General features: G+C 44.1%; 20 protein-coding genes. All 20 read right to left on the bottom strand.

Annotated elements, in window-relative coordinates; translation table 11 throughout:
• Positions 1 to 25 precede the first annotated feature (25 nt).
• On the bottom strand, positions 26 to 262 hold the full coding sequence (locus tag AC0YOD_RS27200) for a sigmaY antisigma factor component (protein WP_475802482.1): 237 nt from the start codon (positions 260 to 262) through the stop codon (positions 26 to 28).
• A complete protein-coding gene (locus AC0YOD_RS27195; RefSeq protein ID WP_475802481.1) occupies positions 250 to 588 on the bottom strand; it encodes a YxlC family protein in 339 nt (112 codons plus the stop codon). Before AC0YOD_RS27195 ends, AC0YOD_RS27200 begins: the two co-directional genes overlap by 13 nt.
• Positions 575 to 1,108, bottom strand: coding sequence for an RNA polymerase sigma factor SigY (gene sigY / locus AC0YOD_RS27190; protein ID WP_475802480.1), 534 nt, complete (start codon positions 1,106 to 1,108; stop codon positions 575 to 577). The genes AC0YOD_RS27195 and sigY overlap by 14 nt, the downstream gene beginning before the upstream one ends.
• A gap of 155 nt (positions 1,109 to 1,263) precedes the next feature.
• A complete protein-coding gene (locus AC0YOD_RS27185) occupies positions 1,264 to 2,802 on the bottom strand; it encodes a PH domain-containing protein (protein ID WP_475802479.1) in 1,539 nt (512 codons plus the stop codon).
• A complete protein-coding gene (locus AC0YOD_RS27180; RefSeq protein WP_475802478.1) occupies positions 2,795 to 3,274 on the bottom strand; it encodes a PH domain-containing protein in 480 nt (159 codons plus the stop codon). The genes AC0YOD_RS27185 and AC0YOD_RS27180 overlap by 8 nt, the downstream gene beginning before the upstream one ends.
• 15 nt (positions 3,275 to 3,289) lie before the next feature.
• Positions 3,290 to 4,465 carry a M24 family metallopeptidase gene (locus tag AC0YOD_RS27175; RefSeq protein ID WP_475802496.1) on the bottom strand — a complete coding sequence of 392 codons (1,176 nt, stop codon included), beginning with the start codon at positions 4,463 to 4,465 and terminating at the stop codon, positions 3,290 to 3,292.
• 109 nt (positions 4,466 to 4,574) lie between these two features.
• Complete coding sequence (locus tag AC0YOD_RS27170) at positions 4,575 to 5,060, bottom strand: hypothetical protein (protein WP_475802477.1); 486 nt, start codon at positions 5,058 to 5,060, stop codon at positions 4,575 to 4,577.
• Between the two features lie 21 nt (positions 5,061 to 5,081).
• Positions 5,082 to 5,507 (bottom strand): hypothetical protein, encoded by a 426-nt coding sequence (locus AC0YOD_RS27165; RefSeq protein ID WP_475802476.1) that lies wholly within the window; start codon positions 5,505 to 5,507, stop codon positions 5,082 to 5,084.
• Positions 5,504 to 5,650 carry a hypothetical protein gene (locus AC0YOD_RS27160; RefSeq protein WP_475802475.1) on the bottom strand — a complete coding sequence of 49 codons (147 nt, stop codon included), beginning with the start codon at positions 5,648 to 5,650 and terminating at the stop codon, positions 5,504 to 5,506. Before AC0YOD_RS27160 ends, AC0YOD_RS27165 begins: the two co-directional genes overlap by 4 nt.
• 50 nt (positions 5,651 to 5,700) lie before the next feature.
• Positions 5,701 to 5,850 carry a hypothetical protein gene (locus AC0YOD_RS27155; protein ID WP_475802474.1) on the bottom strand — a complete coding sequence of 50 codons (150 nt, stop codon included), beginning with the start codon at positions 5,848 to 5,850 and terminating at the stop codon, positions 5,701 to 5,703.
• Positions 5,851 to 5,883: 33 nt separating this feature from the next.
• Positions 5,884 to 6,774 carry a hypothetical protein gene (locus tag AC0YOD_RS27150; RefSeq protein ID WP_475802473.1) on the bottom strand — a complete coding sequence of 297 codons (891 nt, stop codon included), beginning with the start codon at positions 6,772 to 6,774 and terminating at the stop codon, positions 5,884 to 5,886.
• Positions 6,775 to 6,787: 13 nt separating this feature from the next.
• Positions 6,788 to 7,723, bottom strand: coding sequence for a type II secretion system F family protein (locus AC0YOD_RS27145; protein WP_475802472.1), 936 nt, complete (start codon positions 7,721 to 7,723; stop codon positions 6,788 to 6,790).
• A complete protein-coding gene (locus AC0YOD_RS27140; protein ID WP_475802471.1) occupies positions 7,716 to 9,131 on the bottom strand; it encodes an ATPase, T2SS/T4P/T4SS family in 1,416 nt (471 codons plus the stop codon). Before AC0YOD_RS27140 ends, AC0YOD_RS27145 begins: the two co-directional genes overlap by 8 nt.
• Positions 9,086 to 9,934 carry a CpaE/TadZ family protein gene (locus AC0YOD_RS27135; protein ID WP_475802470.1) on the bottom strand — a complete coding sequence of 283 codons (849 nt, stop codon included), beginning with the start codon at positions 9,932 to 9,934 and terminating at the stop codon, positions 9,086 to 9,088. Before AC0YOD_RS27135 ends, AC0YOD_RS27140 begins: the two co-directional genes overlap by 46 nt.
• The gene (locus AC0YOD_RS27130) at positions 9,931 to 10,656 is read right to left on the bottom strand and encodes an SAF domain-containing protein (RefSeq protein ID WP_475802469.1); all 726 of its coding nucleotides are present in this window, start codon (positions 10,654 to 10,656) and stop codon (positions 9,931 to 9,933) included. The genes AC0YOD_RS27135 and AC0YOD_RS27130 overlap by 4 nt, the downstream gene beginning before the upstream one ends.
• Before the next feature lie 249 nt (positions 10,657 to 10,905).
• Entirely contained in the window at positions 10,906 to 11,256 is a 351-nt protein-coding gene (locus AC0YOD_RS27125) for a type II toxin-antitoxin system PemK/MazF family toxin (RefSeq protein WP_475802468.1), read from the bottom strand.
• A 3-nt stretch (positions 11,257 to 11,259) separates the two neighbouring features.
• Positions 11,260 to 11,541 (bottom strand): CopG family ribbon-helix-helix protein, encoded by a 282-nt coding sequence (locus tag AC0YOD_RS27120; protein WP_028609437.1) that lies wholly within the window; start codon positions 11,539 to 11,541, stop codon positions 11,260 to 11,262.
• Between the two features lie 225 nt (positions 11,542 to 11,766).
• On the bottom strand, positions 11,767 to 12,954 hold the full coding sequence (gene alr, locus AC0YOD_RS27115) for an alanine racemase (protein WP_475802467.1): 1,188 nt from the start codon (positions 12,952 to 12,954) through the stop codon (positions 11,767 to 11,769).
• A 147-nt stretch (positions 12,955 to 13,101) separates the two neighbouring features.
• Complete coding sequence (locus AC0YOD_RS27110) at positions 13,102 to 14,313, bottom strand: outer membrane lipoprotein-sorting protein (protein ID WP_475802466.1); 1,212 nt, start codon at positions 14,311 to 14,313, stop codon at positions 13,102 to 13,104.
• Positions 14,265 to 14,609 carry a hypothetical protein gene (locus AC0YOD_RS27105; RefSeq protein WP_475802465.1) on the bottom strand — a complete coding sequence of 115 codons (345 nt, stop codon included), beginning with the start codon at positions 14,607 to 14,609 and terminating at the stop codon, positions 14,265 to 14,267. The genes AC0YOD_RS27110 and AC0YOD_RS27105 overlap by 49 nt, the downstream gene beginning before the upstream one ends.
• Positions 14,610 to 14,794 lie beyond the last annotated feature (185 nt).

Raw genomic sequence — 14,794 nt, 5'->3', positions numbered from 1 at the left:
AACATCTCCCTCAATTTGAATTTTATTAGTCATCCTTATCTTGGTTTTTCCGTCGACCCCAGTCTTTGCCGAACCAGCCGCTTCGAACAAATAGAAAATAAAATAGTAATGGCATCGGCGTTTGAATCAGTCCCCATAACCCCCAAAACCAAGGCATACTTTCCCTCTTGCGAGCATCTATAAACAACCAGGTTGACTGAGTAATCAGGATAGAAATGAGCAGTACCCAGAACCATATCGGCAGAGTCTTTAACTCTTCCATTTATGTCTCATCCCTTTACGTAAGGTCATAGCACCGAATCCAATCCCGCTAACAGCTATAACAGCCTGCAACACAATGAACCAAATCCAGTTCCGATCCAATATCCACATCATCGATCCAAAAATAAAGCATGCCGTCAGCCAGAATAGTGAAAGCTCCTTCCAGAGCTTGCGCTTAATCTCATCCTTATGCGTAACAACAAGTCGTTCAAACGCTTGGAAATCTGGCACATTCGGCTCATGAATGGCGTCAAAGCGATTAACTTTTTCTATCATGTTATCGTTGAACCATTGCTGATCGTTTATATCCTCATCATGCTTCTTCATGCTCCGTTAGCTCCTTCCTCAGCTGTTTTAAACCGCTATGCAGCCTTGATTTAACTGTCCCAATTGGAATATCCAGCATGGCGGCAATTTCTTCCTGTGAATAGCCATAATAATGCTTAAGCAGTACCGTCATTCTCGCTTCACTGCTGAGTTCCCCCAGCGCTTGCATGGCCGCAGGCCATTCATCCGAACGCCGAAGCGTATCAAAACGTATAGCATGGAGCTTCTGCTCCTCCTGCAACCATTTTTTCTCCCTTTCATTTCGTCTAATTCCATCAACGATATGTCGGGAAGCAATCGTTATCAGCCAGGTCGAGAACTTCGAATTGCCTTGAAACGTCGATATTTTCTCAATAGCCTTGAGCATAGTTTCCTGTGTAACATCCTCCGCATGACTTTTGTTCATGGTTGACTTTAGAATGTATTGATATAAGAATGTATAATGCTGCCTCAGCAGCTCGGAGAGCGCTTTAGAATCGCCGCGCACCGCTTTTTTTATTAGCTTCGTCTCGTCATGCACGAGCGAGTAAGCCTCCTTCTTTTGTTAACTGATATAGATGAGACGCTTATCATTGCCATTTCGTTCACTTTCATTAAAATAAATTTTTGAACATATAAAAGAACTGCAGAAGAGTAATAAAACCTTCAGCAGTTCTCCCTATTAAGAATATGAATTTATGATTTATTGCTGCGGCTATACCACTGCCATACGGGTTCAACGTCCTTGCGATCCATGCATGTTACTCGGTAATCAAGCGGACTTCCCATTGCATGAACCGAAACGGTTAGAAGCAGCTTCCGTTGTTGAGAAATCGACCGTTTCACTCGCATCGTCACGATCTGCGGACGACGAATTAAGAATGTAGTTCGCGATATCCATCTTCGACGTAGAGTCAGTTGACCATCCTTGAGCCTTAATCCAGCAGCATTATAACAGCCTTTTCTCCACCAAATAACAAGGGCTATAAGAACCAGAGACCATAATCCACTTGCTTTAAATAAAATGATTAAGGTCGCGCATAAGGCCAGTGCAAACAATAGCTGGATTCTAACATAATAAAGAAAAGCGCGTTTCGGAGCTCCGATCAGCTCATCTTGATCAGATAGCTTCAGTTGAGGAACAAAATCAGCGAGTACCCTATCGACTTCCGAACGCTTCACAAAAGGATGGAGCATAAGCTGCTCCTTCTTATCTGAAGAGATAATCTGAAGCTGAATCTCAACAAAACCGAATGCCTGTCGCAGCAAGCCTTCTTTTATTATGACCGCTTGAACCTTCTTCGGATCAAAAATAAATGACTTCTTCTCAAGCAAACCGTAGGAAACCGCAATTTGTCTGCCCTTCCTCTGCACCTCAAAACCAGCGTATTTCAAAATATACAAAACGATTGATAGCAGCCAAGCCGCACCTATACCAAATACAATGATAAATACAATGAATATATAGTTTGGCATTAAGCTAACGGAGTCTTCCACAACGTTTTCAAAAAAATGATCGGGAAGTATCAGATTAACCAAGTCATCAGCTAAAGAATATAAACCCGCCATAAATGCAGCCACAAGTCCAAAATTCATAGAGGTAGCAGCAGCCTGAAACAGCTGTATGGTATCCAATCGGAGAGCTGGGCTTGTCGTCACTATTGCTGGTTTAGCCATTGGAGCTATCGATTCCGTCTCTGTCTCTGTATTGATCAATAATTTATCAATCGGTTCAATTTCTGTTAATGACGCGAGATCACCTTGTTGATCGGACTGATTAATGACAGCAGGCTTAGACTGGCCTTTCAATATAAGCTGCAGATGATTGGCATCTTTCAGAGAAAGGGCTGGTAAAATACCATCAGCCTTCTTATTTCCGCCAGGCGTTTCAATTTTGACTTGTGCAACGCCAAGCAATCGCTGTATGAGCGGCTGCTCCACATTAACGGAATGAATACGCGCAAAAAATATCGTTTTCTCATCGCGAAAAAACAAGCCTTTTCGAATAATAATACGATCTTCCTCTAGCCAATATCCAAATTTTTTCCAATCCAGAAAACTTAATACTAAAATAATCAGAGCTAAGGTTCCCGAACCTGCATACCAGTACCACTCCAACTCTGATATGCTCTTCCCTTTTACAAGACCGATTAGTATCAGTGGAATAAACCCTTTGATTGTGTTCAACAGACCAAAAAGAACGTATAGGGGATGAAGCTTATGGCGTTCACTCATCCTCATCATCCACCTTAGCTAGAATACCAATCTTACGCTTCAGCTGCTCAGCCTCCCATTGCTTTAGACCGCTAATCTCATGTTTCGTTGCAGCTGTTACAATAGATACGCGCGCTAGCTCATATTTACGCATTAAAGGACCGCTCTCCAGCTCAACATGCTGAACGCGTACCATAGGAACAAGCACATTGCTTATAAAAATAAGACCAGATTGTATTTCAAGCTCATCCTCAAACAACTCATATTTAAATCGGTTATACTTGACGACTGGAATAATCCAGGTAAACAGAATAATAGTAACTATGAACAAAGCAAAAGCAATCCATCCCGGTATTAACGTCCATTTCTGCCAAATCGCAATCGAAGTATAAGCAATAATCAAGGCAAGAAATATGCCATGTGTTATAAGCTGGCTAATTCGATAAACCGTAATATAATCGCGATGAAGCCTTTTTGTTAATTGGCGATTCATATTTTCACTCCTCTTTTATGGCAACACGATTAGCTCCGGTGTCCAACGCGTCAGATTTTCCGCTCCAATGTCTGTAATTAAATAGCTATTCTCTATACCAACTACTCCTTGGCCAGGGAATGTGAACTTAGGCTCTACCGCAATGACCATTCCGGTTTCCAGCGGGATGTCAAAGCCTTTGGCAAGGACTGGCCATTCATCAATTTCCAAACCTATTCCATGTCCAAGAAACTTAGCTTGATCTGCGCCATAGCCCATAAAATAAGGAGAAAGACCTGCTGTCTTACAACTGTCAAGCGCATCTACGTATAGCTTTGAGCAGAGCGCTCCCGGCTTCATTTGCTCCTCCGCATTTCTAATTAGTGTTTCTGAAAACTGATAAGCCTCCATGAGATTTGCAGAGAGCTCGCCAATAACTGCTGTTCTTGTCTGATCGATGACATAACCATCTATGCAGCAGCCGATATCAATCAAAATGGGTTCATTTCGTTTAATGATGGATCTGCTTACACTTTGAGGTGAAGCAGCCCCAAGTCCAAGTCCGCCAGCTGGACCGTCAAAATAAGACGGAACCGCAGCGGCAGGGCCAGAAATGACCATTCCTGTCGTAATTTCCTGATTAAAGCCTCTCATCCGCATCAACCCTACATGGCCTCGATTTCGCAGCTCATATTCAATTCGTGCCATCCAGGCTAGTTCACTGACACCTTCTCGCAAATCATTTAGTGCTTCGTCGAGTGCCGCGGCAACTGCCCCGGCAGCGACTTTTATTCGGTTGAGCTCCCATGAGGACTTGATCATTCGTAGTTTTCGTATAGCCGATGATCCGTCAACTAGCTCGCAGCGTCCAGACGAGCCCAGCAGCTGAACGAGCTTCAAGTAGAGCTGAGCTGGCAGCACGTCCATATCTGCACCAATCCTTAGCTCTGTTCCATCTTTAAATAAAAAAGAATAATCCTTTGCCAGCGTTTCGCCAAATTGACGAAACGCACCTAGCTCCGCAACTTTTACCGCAGTCTCTTGCTTTGCACGTTCAACGCTGCGCCGAACGTAGAAGGTTGCATCGCCGCTGCTTGGTATAAACAAATATCCATTTTGCATAGATCCGCTAAAATAATAGATATCGACATTTTGAGTAATGAGATACGCATCGATTCCTTCTGCCTTCATCACTCTTTGTAATTTCTCCATTCGCTGCTTCACAAGCTCTGCAGGAATATCCTGTATAATTTCAAGCACTTCAACAATCAGCTCCTATGTCATTTCCCTCCCCTTATTACACCAATTATCCAAAAATACGTCAACCTGTTATTAGCTCAGCCGCCCCCTTAATATTCCATTCAATAGGTTTCATTACTGAAAAAGCTCGCGGATAGACCACATGCGCAATGATGATAACGCCTGGGCGATGCAAAGTAACCTCATACTGATAGTGATCATTGCGATACGTATAGGGAAAACGCTGATCCTCATTGATGATTTCAAATACCTGCACCTCTACAGGATGCTTTAAAAATGAATCCGGCAGCGGCGCTCCGCTCTCGTCCAGTCTTAAATTAACACATAGATACTGTAGTACCGCTTGTTCTGCGGCATCCGGCGCTATCCACAAAACCCCATCGCTAAGTGCAATCGGATCAAGCTGCTGGGCAGCAGCATGGGCGGCCCGATTAATCGCGTGCTTGCCTTGAAATAATGTCTTCATAGCAAGCTCCTCCTCTACCTGAAGAAGATGGATAGATATCCATACGGACATCATGACTATGATCAACAAAAGCTTATACATCGATTCGACCGCCTTCCGCTGCTACGGCACATATTCACTCATTTTCATTCCAAAGGCTTTCATTCTCACGTCTGAAGCTGGGGGAGTCAACCCGATGAGCCGATCGATTTCAAACAAATTCTCATAGGGATAGCTCATGGTCAAGGCTATACCTATGCCTCGCAAAACAGGCTCCAGTGGATTGGATGCATCAACTCCGCTTGTCGTGGTTAACTCAAAGGTAATAGCGTCGGGATTCATTCCAAATCCGGCCAATCGCACTCTGGATTGCTCCTGCATGGAAACGCTAATGTAGCCATAGGTTCCGCTTGCACCTACTTCCAGCAAAAAGTCTACCTCCTGCTGCAGTACGGCTTGTCTCACAATGAGCACATGCTTATAAATAGGAGAAAACATCAGCCAGCAAAGCAATGCAGCAAACAATACAAAAACTAAGATTTGCTTCATGGAGTCATTCCCTTAATGTGCTCGCTGATCGAGCCGCCCGCTTCATTTATATGCTGATTCATTCCCTCATCACCTTCTGCAAAAGCCTGGTACAGAAGGAGAACCGTTATAAGCAGCAGCATGGATATTAGAATTCCGCGCACAGCTCAAGCACCTCCACTCTTTTCGTATTCTATATAGACATATTGTTAAATTACGGAAGGAGCTGGCTTATTTTTGTATTGGCTGACGTTCCCTGCGTTTCAATCTGGCTTCTCGTTCCAGTCGTATCTTTTGAAATAATGGAGTTAAACAAAACGATAACAACGACAAGCATCATAACAGTCATCAAAATATTGCGCATGCGAACACCTCCTTTCATTTCTTTGCTTTTCTATCAGTTCAAGGACTGAAACAGCTTCTGAGCTTCACTCACCCATGGGTAAATAAACACTTGGAAGGTGTACAATATAGGAATTCCCGCGATTACAAATAAAAAGTAAGAGGTTGATTCCTTACGGCTTTCCTTGGCAAGCTCAATCTTTTCCTTATAATCCTCTATTCGAGCACGCAGCAGTTCATAGTATTGCTGGCTTTCATGCAGCCTCAGCGAGTCTAATGTCTCTACAAAGCTTAGCCCTTCTTCTGTGCCCAGCCTTATCTTGAAGCGCTGAAGCGCTTCTCCCGCATCGTGATACCATTCAGCAAGAAGCCGCTCCAAGTCTGAGCGCATTAATCTTGTAAAGGGTACACAACGCAGCAGCTTCGTATGGATATGGAGTGAGGATTCGGATAGATAGAGAAGCTGCTTGCTGACGATGAAAATTTCCTTTGTCATTTGCAAAGCGCGCACCTTGCAGATTGAGCGGAGCCATACGAGATCTACATACAAAAGCAGCAGAATAATAAATAAACAAGGCATTACATAGGTTAGTGGAATGTATGAACTCAGAGTTTCTTGCAGTGTAAAAACAGCCACTAGTACGAAAAAAATGATGCTGAAAAGAACTTTTCTCGCTAACATATACCAAGCAGCATCTCCCGTAACGCCGCAGCCTGCAAGCAACAGCTCTCGTTCTAAAAAAGAGGATGAATCTCTATTCACATAAAACATTCGAAGCCAAGAATCCGGCACTTGCTTCGTTCGCCAGCTTAATAGCGTGAGGTGCTTCCAGCGATTTGTTCTTCTCGGCCATAACTGCAAGATAGCATAGATCGCTACAGACCCAAATACAAGCTGCCCTGCAAGCATCACTATACTCATTACCTGCTGTGCCCATTGCCCCATTCGAATGCTCCTTTTACATTTTTTTGCGTGACAGCCAGAGTCCCATTAGAAAGGAAGCAAAAATCAATAGCATTGCGTTCAAAAGCATATCTCTCCCTTGTGAATCAATGACATAGTAATAGTAAGAACTATCCCTGTTATAGCGCAGATTGATTCCAATAAATAAGGCAAGAAATAGAATGGGCGTGAAGTTCGCTACTCTTATTTCCAACAATTTATTCCTTTCCTGCTCATTCGCCCGCCTTGCCTTGCGCATATCCGTTAGAAGCTCCTTGAGACTGTCTGCAACAGGAACCCCTTCCACTAGAGCTACCCGCAATATATTCACGAAAAAATCAGCCCAGAGATGGCCTAGCGATGCTGAGAGCAGCCTCAGACTTGTTTCATCATCTCCCCGCACAGACAAGTTGCGATACAGCTGCTCGAAAACGGACTGCATAGGACCGAGCAAACGTTTTTCCTCTACCGTACGCTGCAGCGCAATTCGAACTTGTCGCTCACCTGTAACGAGATAGCACTGATAAAACAGCTCCACAGCTGGCATAAAATCCATTTGTGTACCCATTCGTTTTTGGACGAGCATGATCCTCAGAATGGTGTAAGGCAATGATGCAAGCAGCCCGCCGAATAACAGAAGCCCTTTCAAACTCTGAAAGAAGAGACCCCCAGAAGCAACTCCAGCCAACAAAAGAAGAATAGATATGGTAACAAATATTCCCGGCTTCATTTTTAATTGGAGCGTTTCTAATAATTCTGACAAGTGCCGATGCAATTTCTCGAATCGTTTGAAACGTTCAACCAATCGGTATCGCCAGCCGGATCTGGACCGATAGGTTAGCTTGCTTCTAAGATGCTGCTCCTTTGACCAAACTAAGAGGCAATTGTAGATTGCAATAAATACGAATATGTACAAAAGGACAACTGAAGCAGCTGTTGAAAGCTCATTCATATTGGTCACCCCGCATCGCTAACCTTGCTGCTGCTTTGGACGAAGGCTCTGGCATCACTATCCACGCATCTAAATCCTTATTGAACTTGGCCCAATCCTTCACGAACGTCCCACCGTCCTTCCAGTAGAGCTCACCGATACGCTTTACGACTCTGCGGCCATTTTCATAGCTCATCTCGATCCCAATCTCCGTTACATACTGGGTAATCCGCTTCGTCAAACGCTCCGCATTCATCCCTCGGCCATCGAGCATACACATATCTGTTATCGCTTCCGGCACATCCTCAAGCGTGTTGGCATGAACGGTCGTCATACTGCCCGAATGTCCCCTCGTGCAGGCTCTGACATAAATATTGGCATCCACATCACGTATTTCAGCATGTATAATCCGTTCCGGCGATTGTCTGAGAGCAAGCTTGAATGCTTGATCAGAACGATGATAAGCATCCTCGTCATCCGTTTCGTATTCGACTACGTTTTTATTTGGAAAATCACGTCCCAGCATCATTTCGAATCGTCCTTCAATCGTAATGATTCTCTCTTCGTCGGGAAGCTCGGCTATTAGTGCTTTCATTAGATTGGTTTTGCCTGAATTGGTTGGTCCGATGATGACGATATTAAATCTTGCGTCAAGTATGGCTTTGAGCATGCGCTGTATCTCTGCATCCATTGTTCGATAAGCTTCGGAGCTCAAAGTATGTAAGCTGAAACTCCGTACCGTATAGAAGCGGATTGTTAGGGTCGGACAAGCCGTAAAGCCAAAGCCTGTCATTGTCACACGAGAACCATCTCGCAGCATCACTTCAGCCCAGCGCTTTCTGGGATTAATGCGATCATTGTTGTAGAGCACTAAATTTTGTTGTACTCGCTCTACTTCTCTAATATTTTCAAAGCTATAAGGAGAGGACCTTGTCATGCCATCCTTAACGATAAAAATACGTTTGCCAACAACTTGTATCTCTTCAAGCCCTTCTTTATTGGCAAGCACTAGTTCAAGCACATTGAGACCTATAACTTCTGCAAACAATGCTTCAGCCAATGTATGATAAGGGTGCTGCATACTGGCTGCTCCGTGAACACGAAGCCTAATCAATCGGTCTGTAATAACGGCGAGTACCTGCTCCCGCTCCTGCGAATAACCAAGCACCGCCCGATTTAACATTTCACTGTATTGCCTTCGTTCTTCCTCATTTAATCCATGCGGTGTGCTAAGATAGTTTCTTATATCCTCTGCAAGCCTTGTAAATTCATTGCTCGATTCGCCTCCAACACCAATCATTCTTTTCTCATCCTCACGAGTTCCCCGCTCCGTTTGCATTTGCGCAGCGAACTCAGCTGGTGAAAATCGGCTCTCCCTTCCTGTCATGAGCTCGTTCCATTTCGATGTGTCAGCAGCTTCCGATACCAAGGTTGAACAGCTATTACCGTTCCCATTGCTCGCATGCTATGGCGATGCATAAGCGCTTTGGCTGGCTTGCGCATTGCTTGCTTGCCTTCGGGATCCTCTTTTAACCATTCGGTATAGGTTCCGTTATCTAATTGATGGAATAACGGTTCGGTTAAACGAAGCTGTCCTAATGCATTTGTCCCTAGCTCTTTGCATATATGTTTCATCCCATAACCTCCGTTTTTCCATGGATTATTAATAATGACCGTATCGTATTGCTCAGGCGAAACATCAAACAACGGGGATACCCCTCCAATCCAGCGTCGTCCATCTTCTTGAAAATGTGACAGCGCTGGGGTTGTTACAAGCATGCGTGAGCTCGCCCTTCGGATAGAGCAGATGGTTGCTGCATTGTCCCAATAAGCTCCTACGTCCAGAACGACAAAGTCGAAGGTCTGCTCGGCAATCGAAAGCAGATGCTCAGCCTCTTCCGGGGTGAAATATTCAGCTTGGTCTCTCATCAAGTTACCAAATAATATTTGCAAGTTCGTTTGTCTTGGCAGGCGATAGGCAGCTCTGCGAAGCTTGTCTGGTGTCAGTGTGTGTGAGCGTAATTCCGGACGAAGCTTATCCAGTGTTACAGGAGGTTCATACAACCCGATATAACGATGAATTTTGGCGCTTTTGAGATTAAGACATAAATAACCAATGGATTGACCCGTTGCTTCCGCAATCCGATAAGCCGTTGCAAAGGCAGCAGAGGTTGTTCCTATGTTAGGCGTTGTCCCGATAAAGACGGCAAGCGGTGCAGTAATACTGTTCACTTCTCATCAGCCCCTCTGCCAGCTTCTAAATGAAGCGATTCAGGACTATAGGCTACGACTAGCTTTAACTCACCGCTTTTGCATATGCTGTCAATCTGAAGCCATTGCTCTTCCGATAAATTTAAGTTTAAATAATCAATCATGCCGTTAGCTTCTCGTCTTGAGGCATACATCTGTTCCTTGTTCCCATCAGCCAGCGCATATAAATTCGGTTGTGCAATATTGTCAATTTCCACATTGCCTGACGTTTTTACTGAAGCTACGGTGACCGCTTCAAGGAAGAGACGCTTGGATGGCGAAGCCTCTCCAGACTCATAGAGAAGTACCTTATCACCAGCACGTATCCCGTTAGAGATGGAACGAATGTACTCCTTCGGTATCTGAAAGGTCGACTCGAAGCTTTTTGGCTCCAAATAATAGTGATCCACCTTCCAATCCAAAAGCGGCTCTCCCTTACCCAGCGGTACAATGGTTTCTCTTCCGATTGCTTGGTCTACATCCATCACCATTTCTGAAGTGTAGGCCGTTTGCGGAACTCTTTTGAATTCAAAATCATTCTCCTGCAGCCGCTCCCCTGCACTAATGAATCGCTTAGGCACCAGCACAGCAATCGTTTCTTGCTTCTCGATTTGCATATGCTGCAGTCTGTACATGCCATAAACGAGACAGGCTGACACGAGCGCTGCCATTAAACTAATAAAAATATTCCGTCTTCTGTTCATCGCTTCTCCTCTCTGAGCATAAAAAAAAGAACGCACCGGCAGCCAACTAAGGCTGTACCTGTGCGTTCTTCGCATAATAATACTCTTATATATGATTACAAAAACTAATTGAATTCATAATAGCAAACATGCATTTCATTTGTCTATCATTATTTTCCTATTTCCATCAATATTCGGTTGAAAGCGACAAAAAAAGCCATTTAGCAATAAAGGCCAATGCCTTTATTGGGCCAAATAGCTTTCTCTCGTTTAAAAATCAATTAAACCAACACTAATCAACAAGGCATCATCAACCTTGCGCATGGTTTCATCGTCTAGATGAGTAATCTTATCCGTTAATCGTTGTTTATCAATCGTCCTGATTTGCTCTAGAAGGACAACAGAATCGCGATCAAAACCATGCATGGCTGCGTCCATTTCAACATGTGTAGGCAGTTTTGCTTTTTGGATTTGTGCTGTGATAGCAGCTACGATAACGGTCGGGCTAAAGCGATTTCCGATATCATTTTGAATGACCAGCACGGGACGAACTCCACCCTGTTCCGATCCGACGACTGGCGATAAGTCTGCAAAAAACACATCTCCGCGTTTTACAATCAAGCCCTACACCCCGCTTACTAGACGGCCTAACGTGTGATCTGCTTCTTCCTCCGCTTGAAAAGCTTCCGAGGCCATGTTCAGGTTTATTTTCGCCATCTCCATATAACCACGTTGCATGGATTCACGGATTTGACGCTTTTTGCGTTCCACCAAATACAGCTTCATTGCTTGCCGAATAAATTCGCTGCGGTTGGAGTTTTCCTTGGCAACTATTCCGTCAACCTCCTCCAGCAGATGATCTGGCAGGCTAATCATGATTCTCTTGGTATTTTGTACATTGGCCACCGAACGGACACCCCCAAAACTTTTCCAACACCTTCATAAACATTATTTCAATTTATTGCCTTCGCTATACTTCAACATATCTATGATCGCCGTATATCAATTATGCTGTATGTTTTCATGCATACGATCAGCATATGCTCTGCCATACTACATTCGAGGTATTTGGCGAAAATCCTCTTCATTTACGGAAAAATGTAGACTGAAAAGATTACCAATTCGGTTTCTCTAGACCAAGGGGTTATGAACAGCTATAATTTGACCGCTTCTTACGTAGACGCGAGGTACACGTGAAGCAATCATACAAGTGATTTCATAGTTGATCGTACCAAGCTGCTGAGCTACTTCTTCAACTCTAATGATGGAATCGCCTTGTCGGCCAATAAGCACCACTTCTTCTCCAACCGCAACAGGCTGAACATCTGCACCTGAAGAAGCGGCATCGAGTGATATCATACATTGATCCATACAAATAGTACCGCGAACCGGTACCTTCACACCACGTACAAGTCCATTTGCTTTACCTGTCAGCATACGGCTGAAACCGTCTGCGTAACCGATAGGCAACGTTCCTATTCTCTCACCATCCTCAGTCATATAACGCGTGCCATAGCTGATTCCCCAGCCCTCTGGTGTCGTTTTTACCATTACAACTTCGGTTTTAAGCGATAAGACCGGTTCCAGTTCAATCATCTGTTGATTTACTTCTTCAGACGGGTAAAGTCCATACATACTGATTCCGAGACGAAGCATGCTTCCAGACCATTCTGGTGTATCAATGCCCGCCGCGCTGTTTGCAGCATGGATAATCGGTATATTTAATCCTTGTTGTTCTACATAGGAAACAACCGCTTGAAATCTTTCATATTGCAGCTTCGTATAGCTTTTGTCCGCTTCATCCGCGCGAGCATAATGGGTGAACATGCCTTCAACGTCAAGCTGCGGTACTTGAAATGCTTTCTCGATAAAGGCGATCGCAGCATCTTGACCAATAACGCCTAGGCGTCCCATTCCTGAATCAATCTTGATATGCACCTTCAACTTATGAGAATCAAAATTCATAGGCAGCTTTGCAGCAGCCTCAATAATATCTTCCCGGAAAAGACTAATTGTTATATTATGATCTCTTGCAACAGACAAGGCATCTGCTGCCACGTATCCAAGTACTAGGATCGGGGTTTCGATGCCTGCCATACGCAATTCCAATGCTTCATCTAAAAACGCTACACCTAAATAATCAACGCCAAAAAGCTCTGCTTCTCGTGCAATCTCCACTGCACCATGTCCATAGGCATTGGCTTTAACCGAAGCCAAAAGCTTACAGCCTTGTGGAATAGCATTACGGAATGCTTGTAAATTATGTTCCAAAGCATCCATTGACAACTCAACCCTTGTTGGGCGATAAAACGAATCCAAGTTTTTCACCTTCTCTTTCTCTAGAAGCCTTAACAGTCCGAGCAGCAAACATCAATAGAAATAATGTTATACTTTGCTGCTTAGACTGTCAATGAAATGAGCCCCAGAAAAGGCTAGAACCTCTTGGAAATTGTGATTCATTCCAGCTTATTTTCCGACTTCAGCCAATACCGATTGCGCTACCTTTATCATCTCTGACTCAGGCAGGTTCGCACTTGTAAGCCTGAATTGATGTCCCTCATAAGTCCACATAAGCGTATGCTGATCTTCTCCGGTATTTAGCAAACCGATTGTATACCCTAGATCAACGGTTATACCAGGCACATTTGATGCAGCCTGATCATGAGGCTCTGTCTGTATTAGCGTATAGCTGTAATCACCTGCAAAACGAGTCATCACGCCCGGATTTCCTCCGAACACGATATCAACTAGATCCTGCTGCTCTACTCCAGCTGGTGTGTAGTTCGGTTTCATTGCTGTAAATTTCGATCCTGCTTCATTTTCCACACCCGCAGCAGCATCATCATCGACATTTTTATCATCGTCACCGCTGTTATTCGATGGATCACTGCCATCTACCGCATCATCATTCCCGGCATTATTAGCGCCCGCGTCCGGTTTGTCGTCAGGTGTTGTTGCAGCGCCATTAGCATTTTCAGATCCTGTTTCAGCACCCTCTTTACCAGGCTCAGTCATTGTCGGCTGTTCAGTCGTTTGACCGGAAGGCGCAGCATTCATATTCGCCTCTGTCTCGAACATCGCTTTATCGAATTTCTGTCCGAATTCAAAGGTATCAAACTTCACATCAACCATAACCGAAGCATTCGTATCGCTAACTTCTACCTGAACCGGCTTGAAGTTGGATTTATTCAACCAAATTTTTTGGCGAGCTAGCGAACCGTTATTGTAATTCGCCATCACATCAAATACGTAAGCATCCTCATCAACTACAAACTGACGCGAGTTATCCACTAGAATGCTTTGAATCAGTGTTTGATACAAATAAACTTGACCTTGATTTTGCGGCCAATCACTTTGGAAGCGGAATACTTTATTCAGCTTCGGTGTGAGCACGAATACACCGTCATCGTTACGAAGCACGATTTGTGTAATATCCTTCTCTTCATTCGTCAACTTGATGCGGTAGAACTGGGGTTTCTGGTAAGATACCTCGACTTTGTATTCGAGAGGCTGCTGGCCTGTATGCAATGTCATTGTTCCAGTTCCTTGATAGCTCTCCATGCTGTTTACGAATTTGTCGAGATCCTTGACCACCGACTCGGCGTCCTTCGTTCCGCAAGCCGCTAGTACTAATGAGAAACATAATAAAACTGCCGCGGTCCATGTAATGCGACGCATGAAATCATCCCCTCTGCACACTGTTTTTTACTGGCTGATAACATGTCTATGAGGGGACTTGACCATTTATGCGGACTAGTTTGACAAGCTAATACAAAGAAGAGCTGTCTCAAAGATCTATCATCTTTTGGGACAGCTTGAGCCAGCTCCTCAACCGCCTCTTTTGCCCAATGCTTCTTCATATCAGGAAGAATGTCTAAAGGTGCAGCAGTAACTCGAATATCATATAAGTTCAATTCATTCGATGCATCTATAGCTGCTACTTGCAGGTCATTCGTTATGCCGCTTACCGTCAAAGTATCAAATCAATTAGCAAGCAAATTACTTTTCTAAAATCCAATCCCCTTATCATATTGAATCTCTTCCTATTTATACTAATATTTCTCTATTGAATTTAGATTCATATTAGTAGATTGCAGAAATGCTGTATAGACAACAAACCAACTACCAACTCCTACCTTCGTCGCAGTAGCTCCCCGCC

Source organism: Paenibacillus sp. J31P13 (assembly GCF_056269295.1).
The sequence above is the reverse complement of the archived record's forward strand: the minus strand, read 5'-3'. Positions and strand labels throughout refer to the sequence as shown.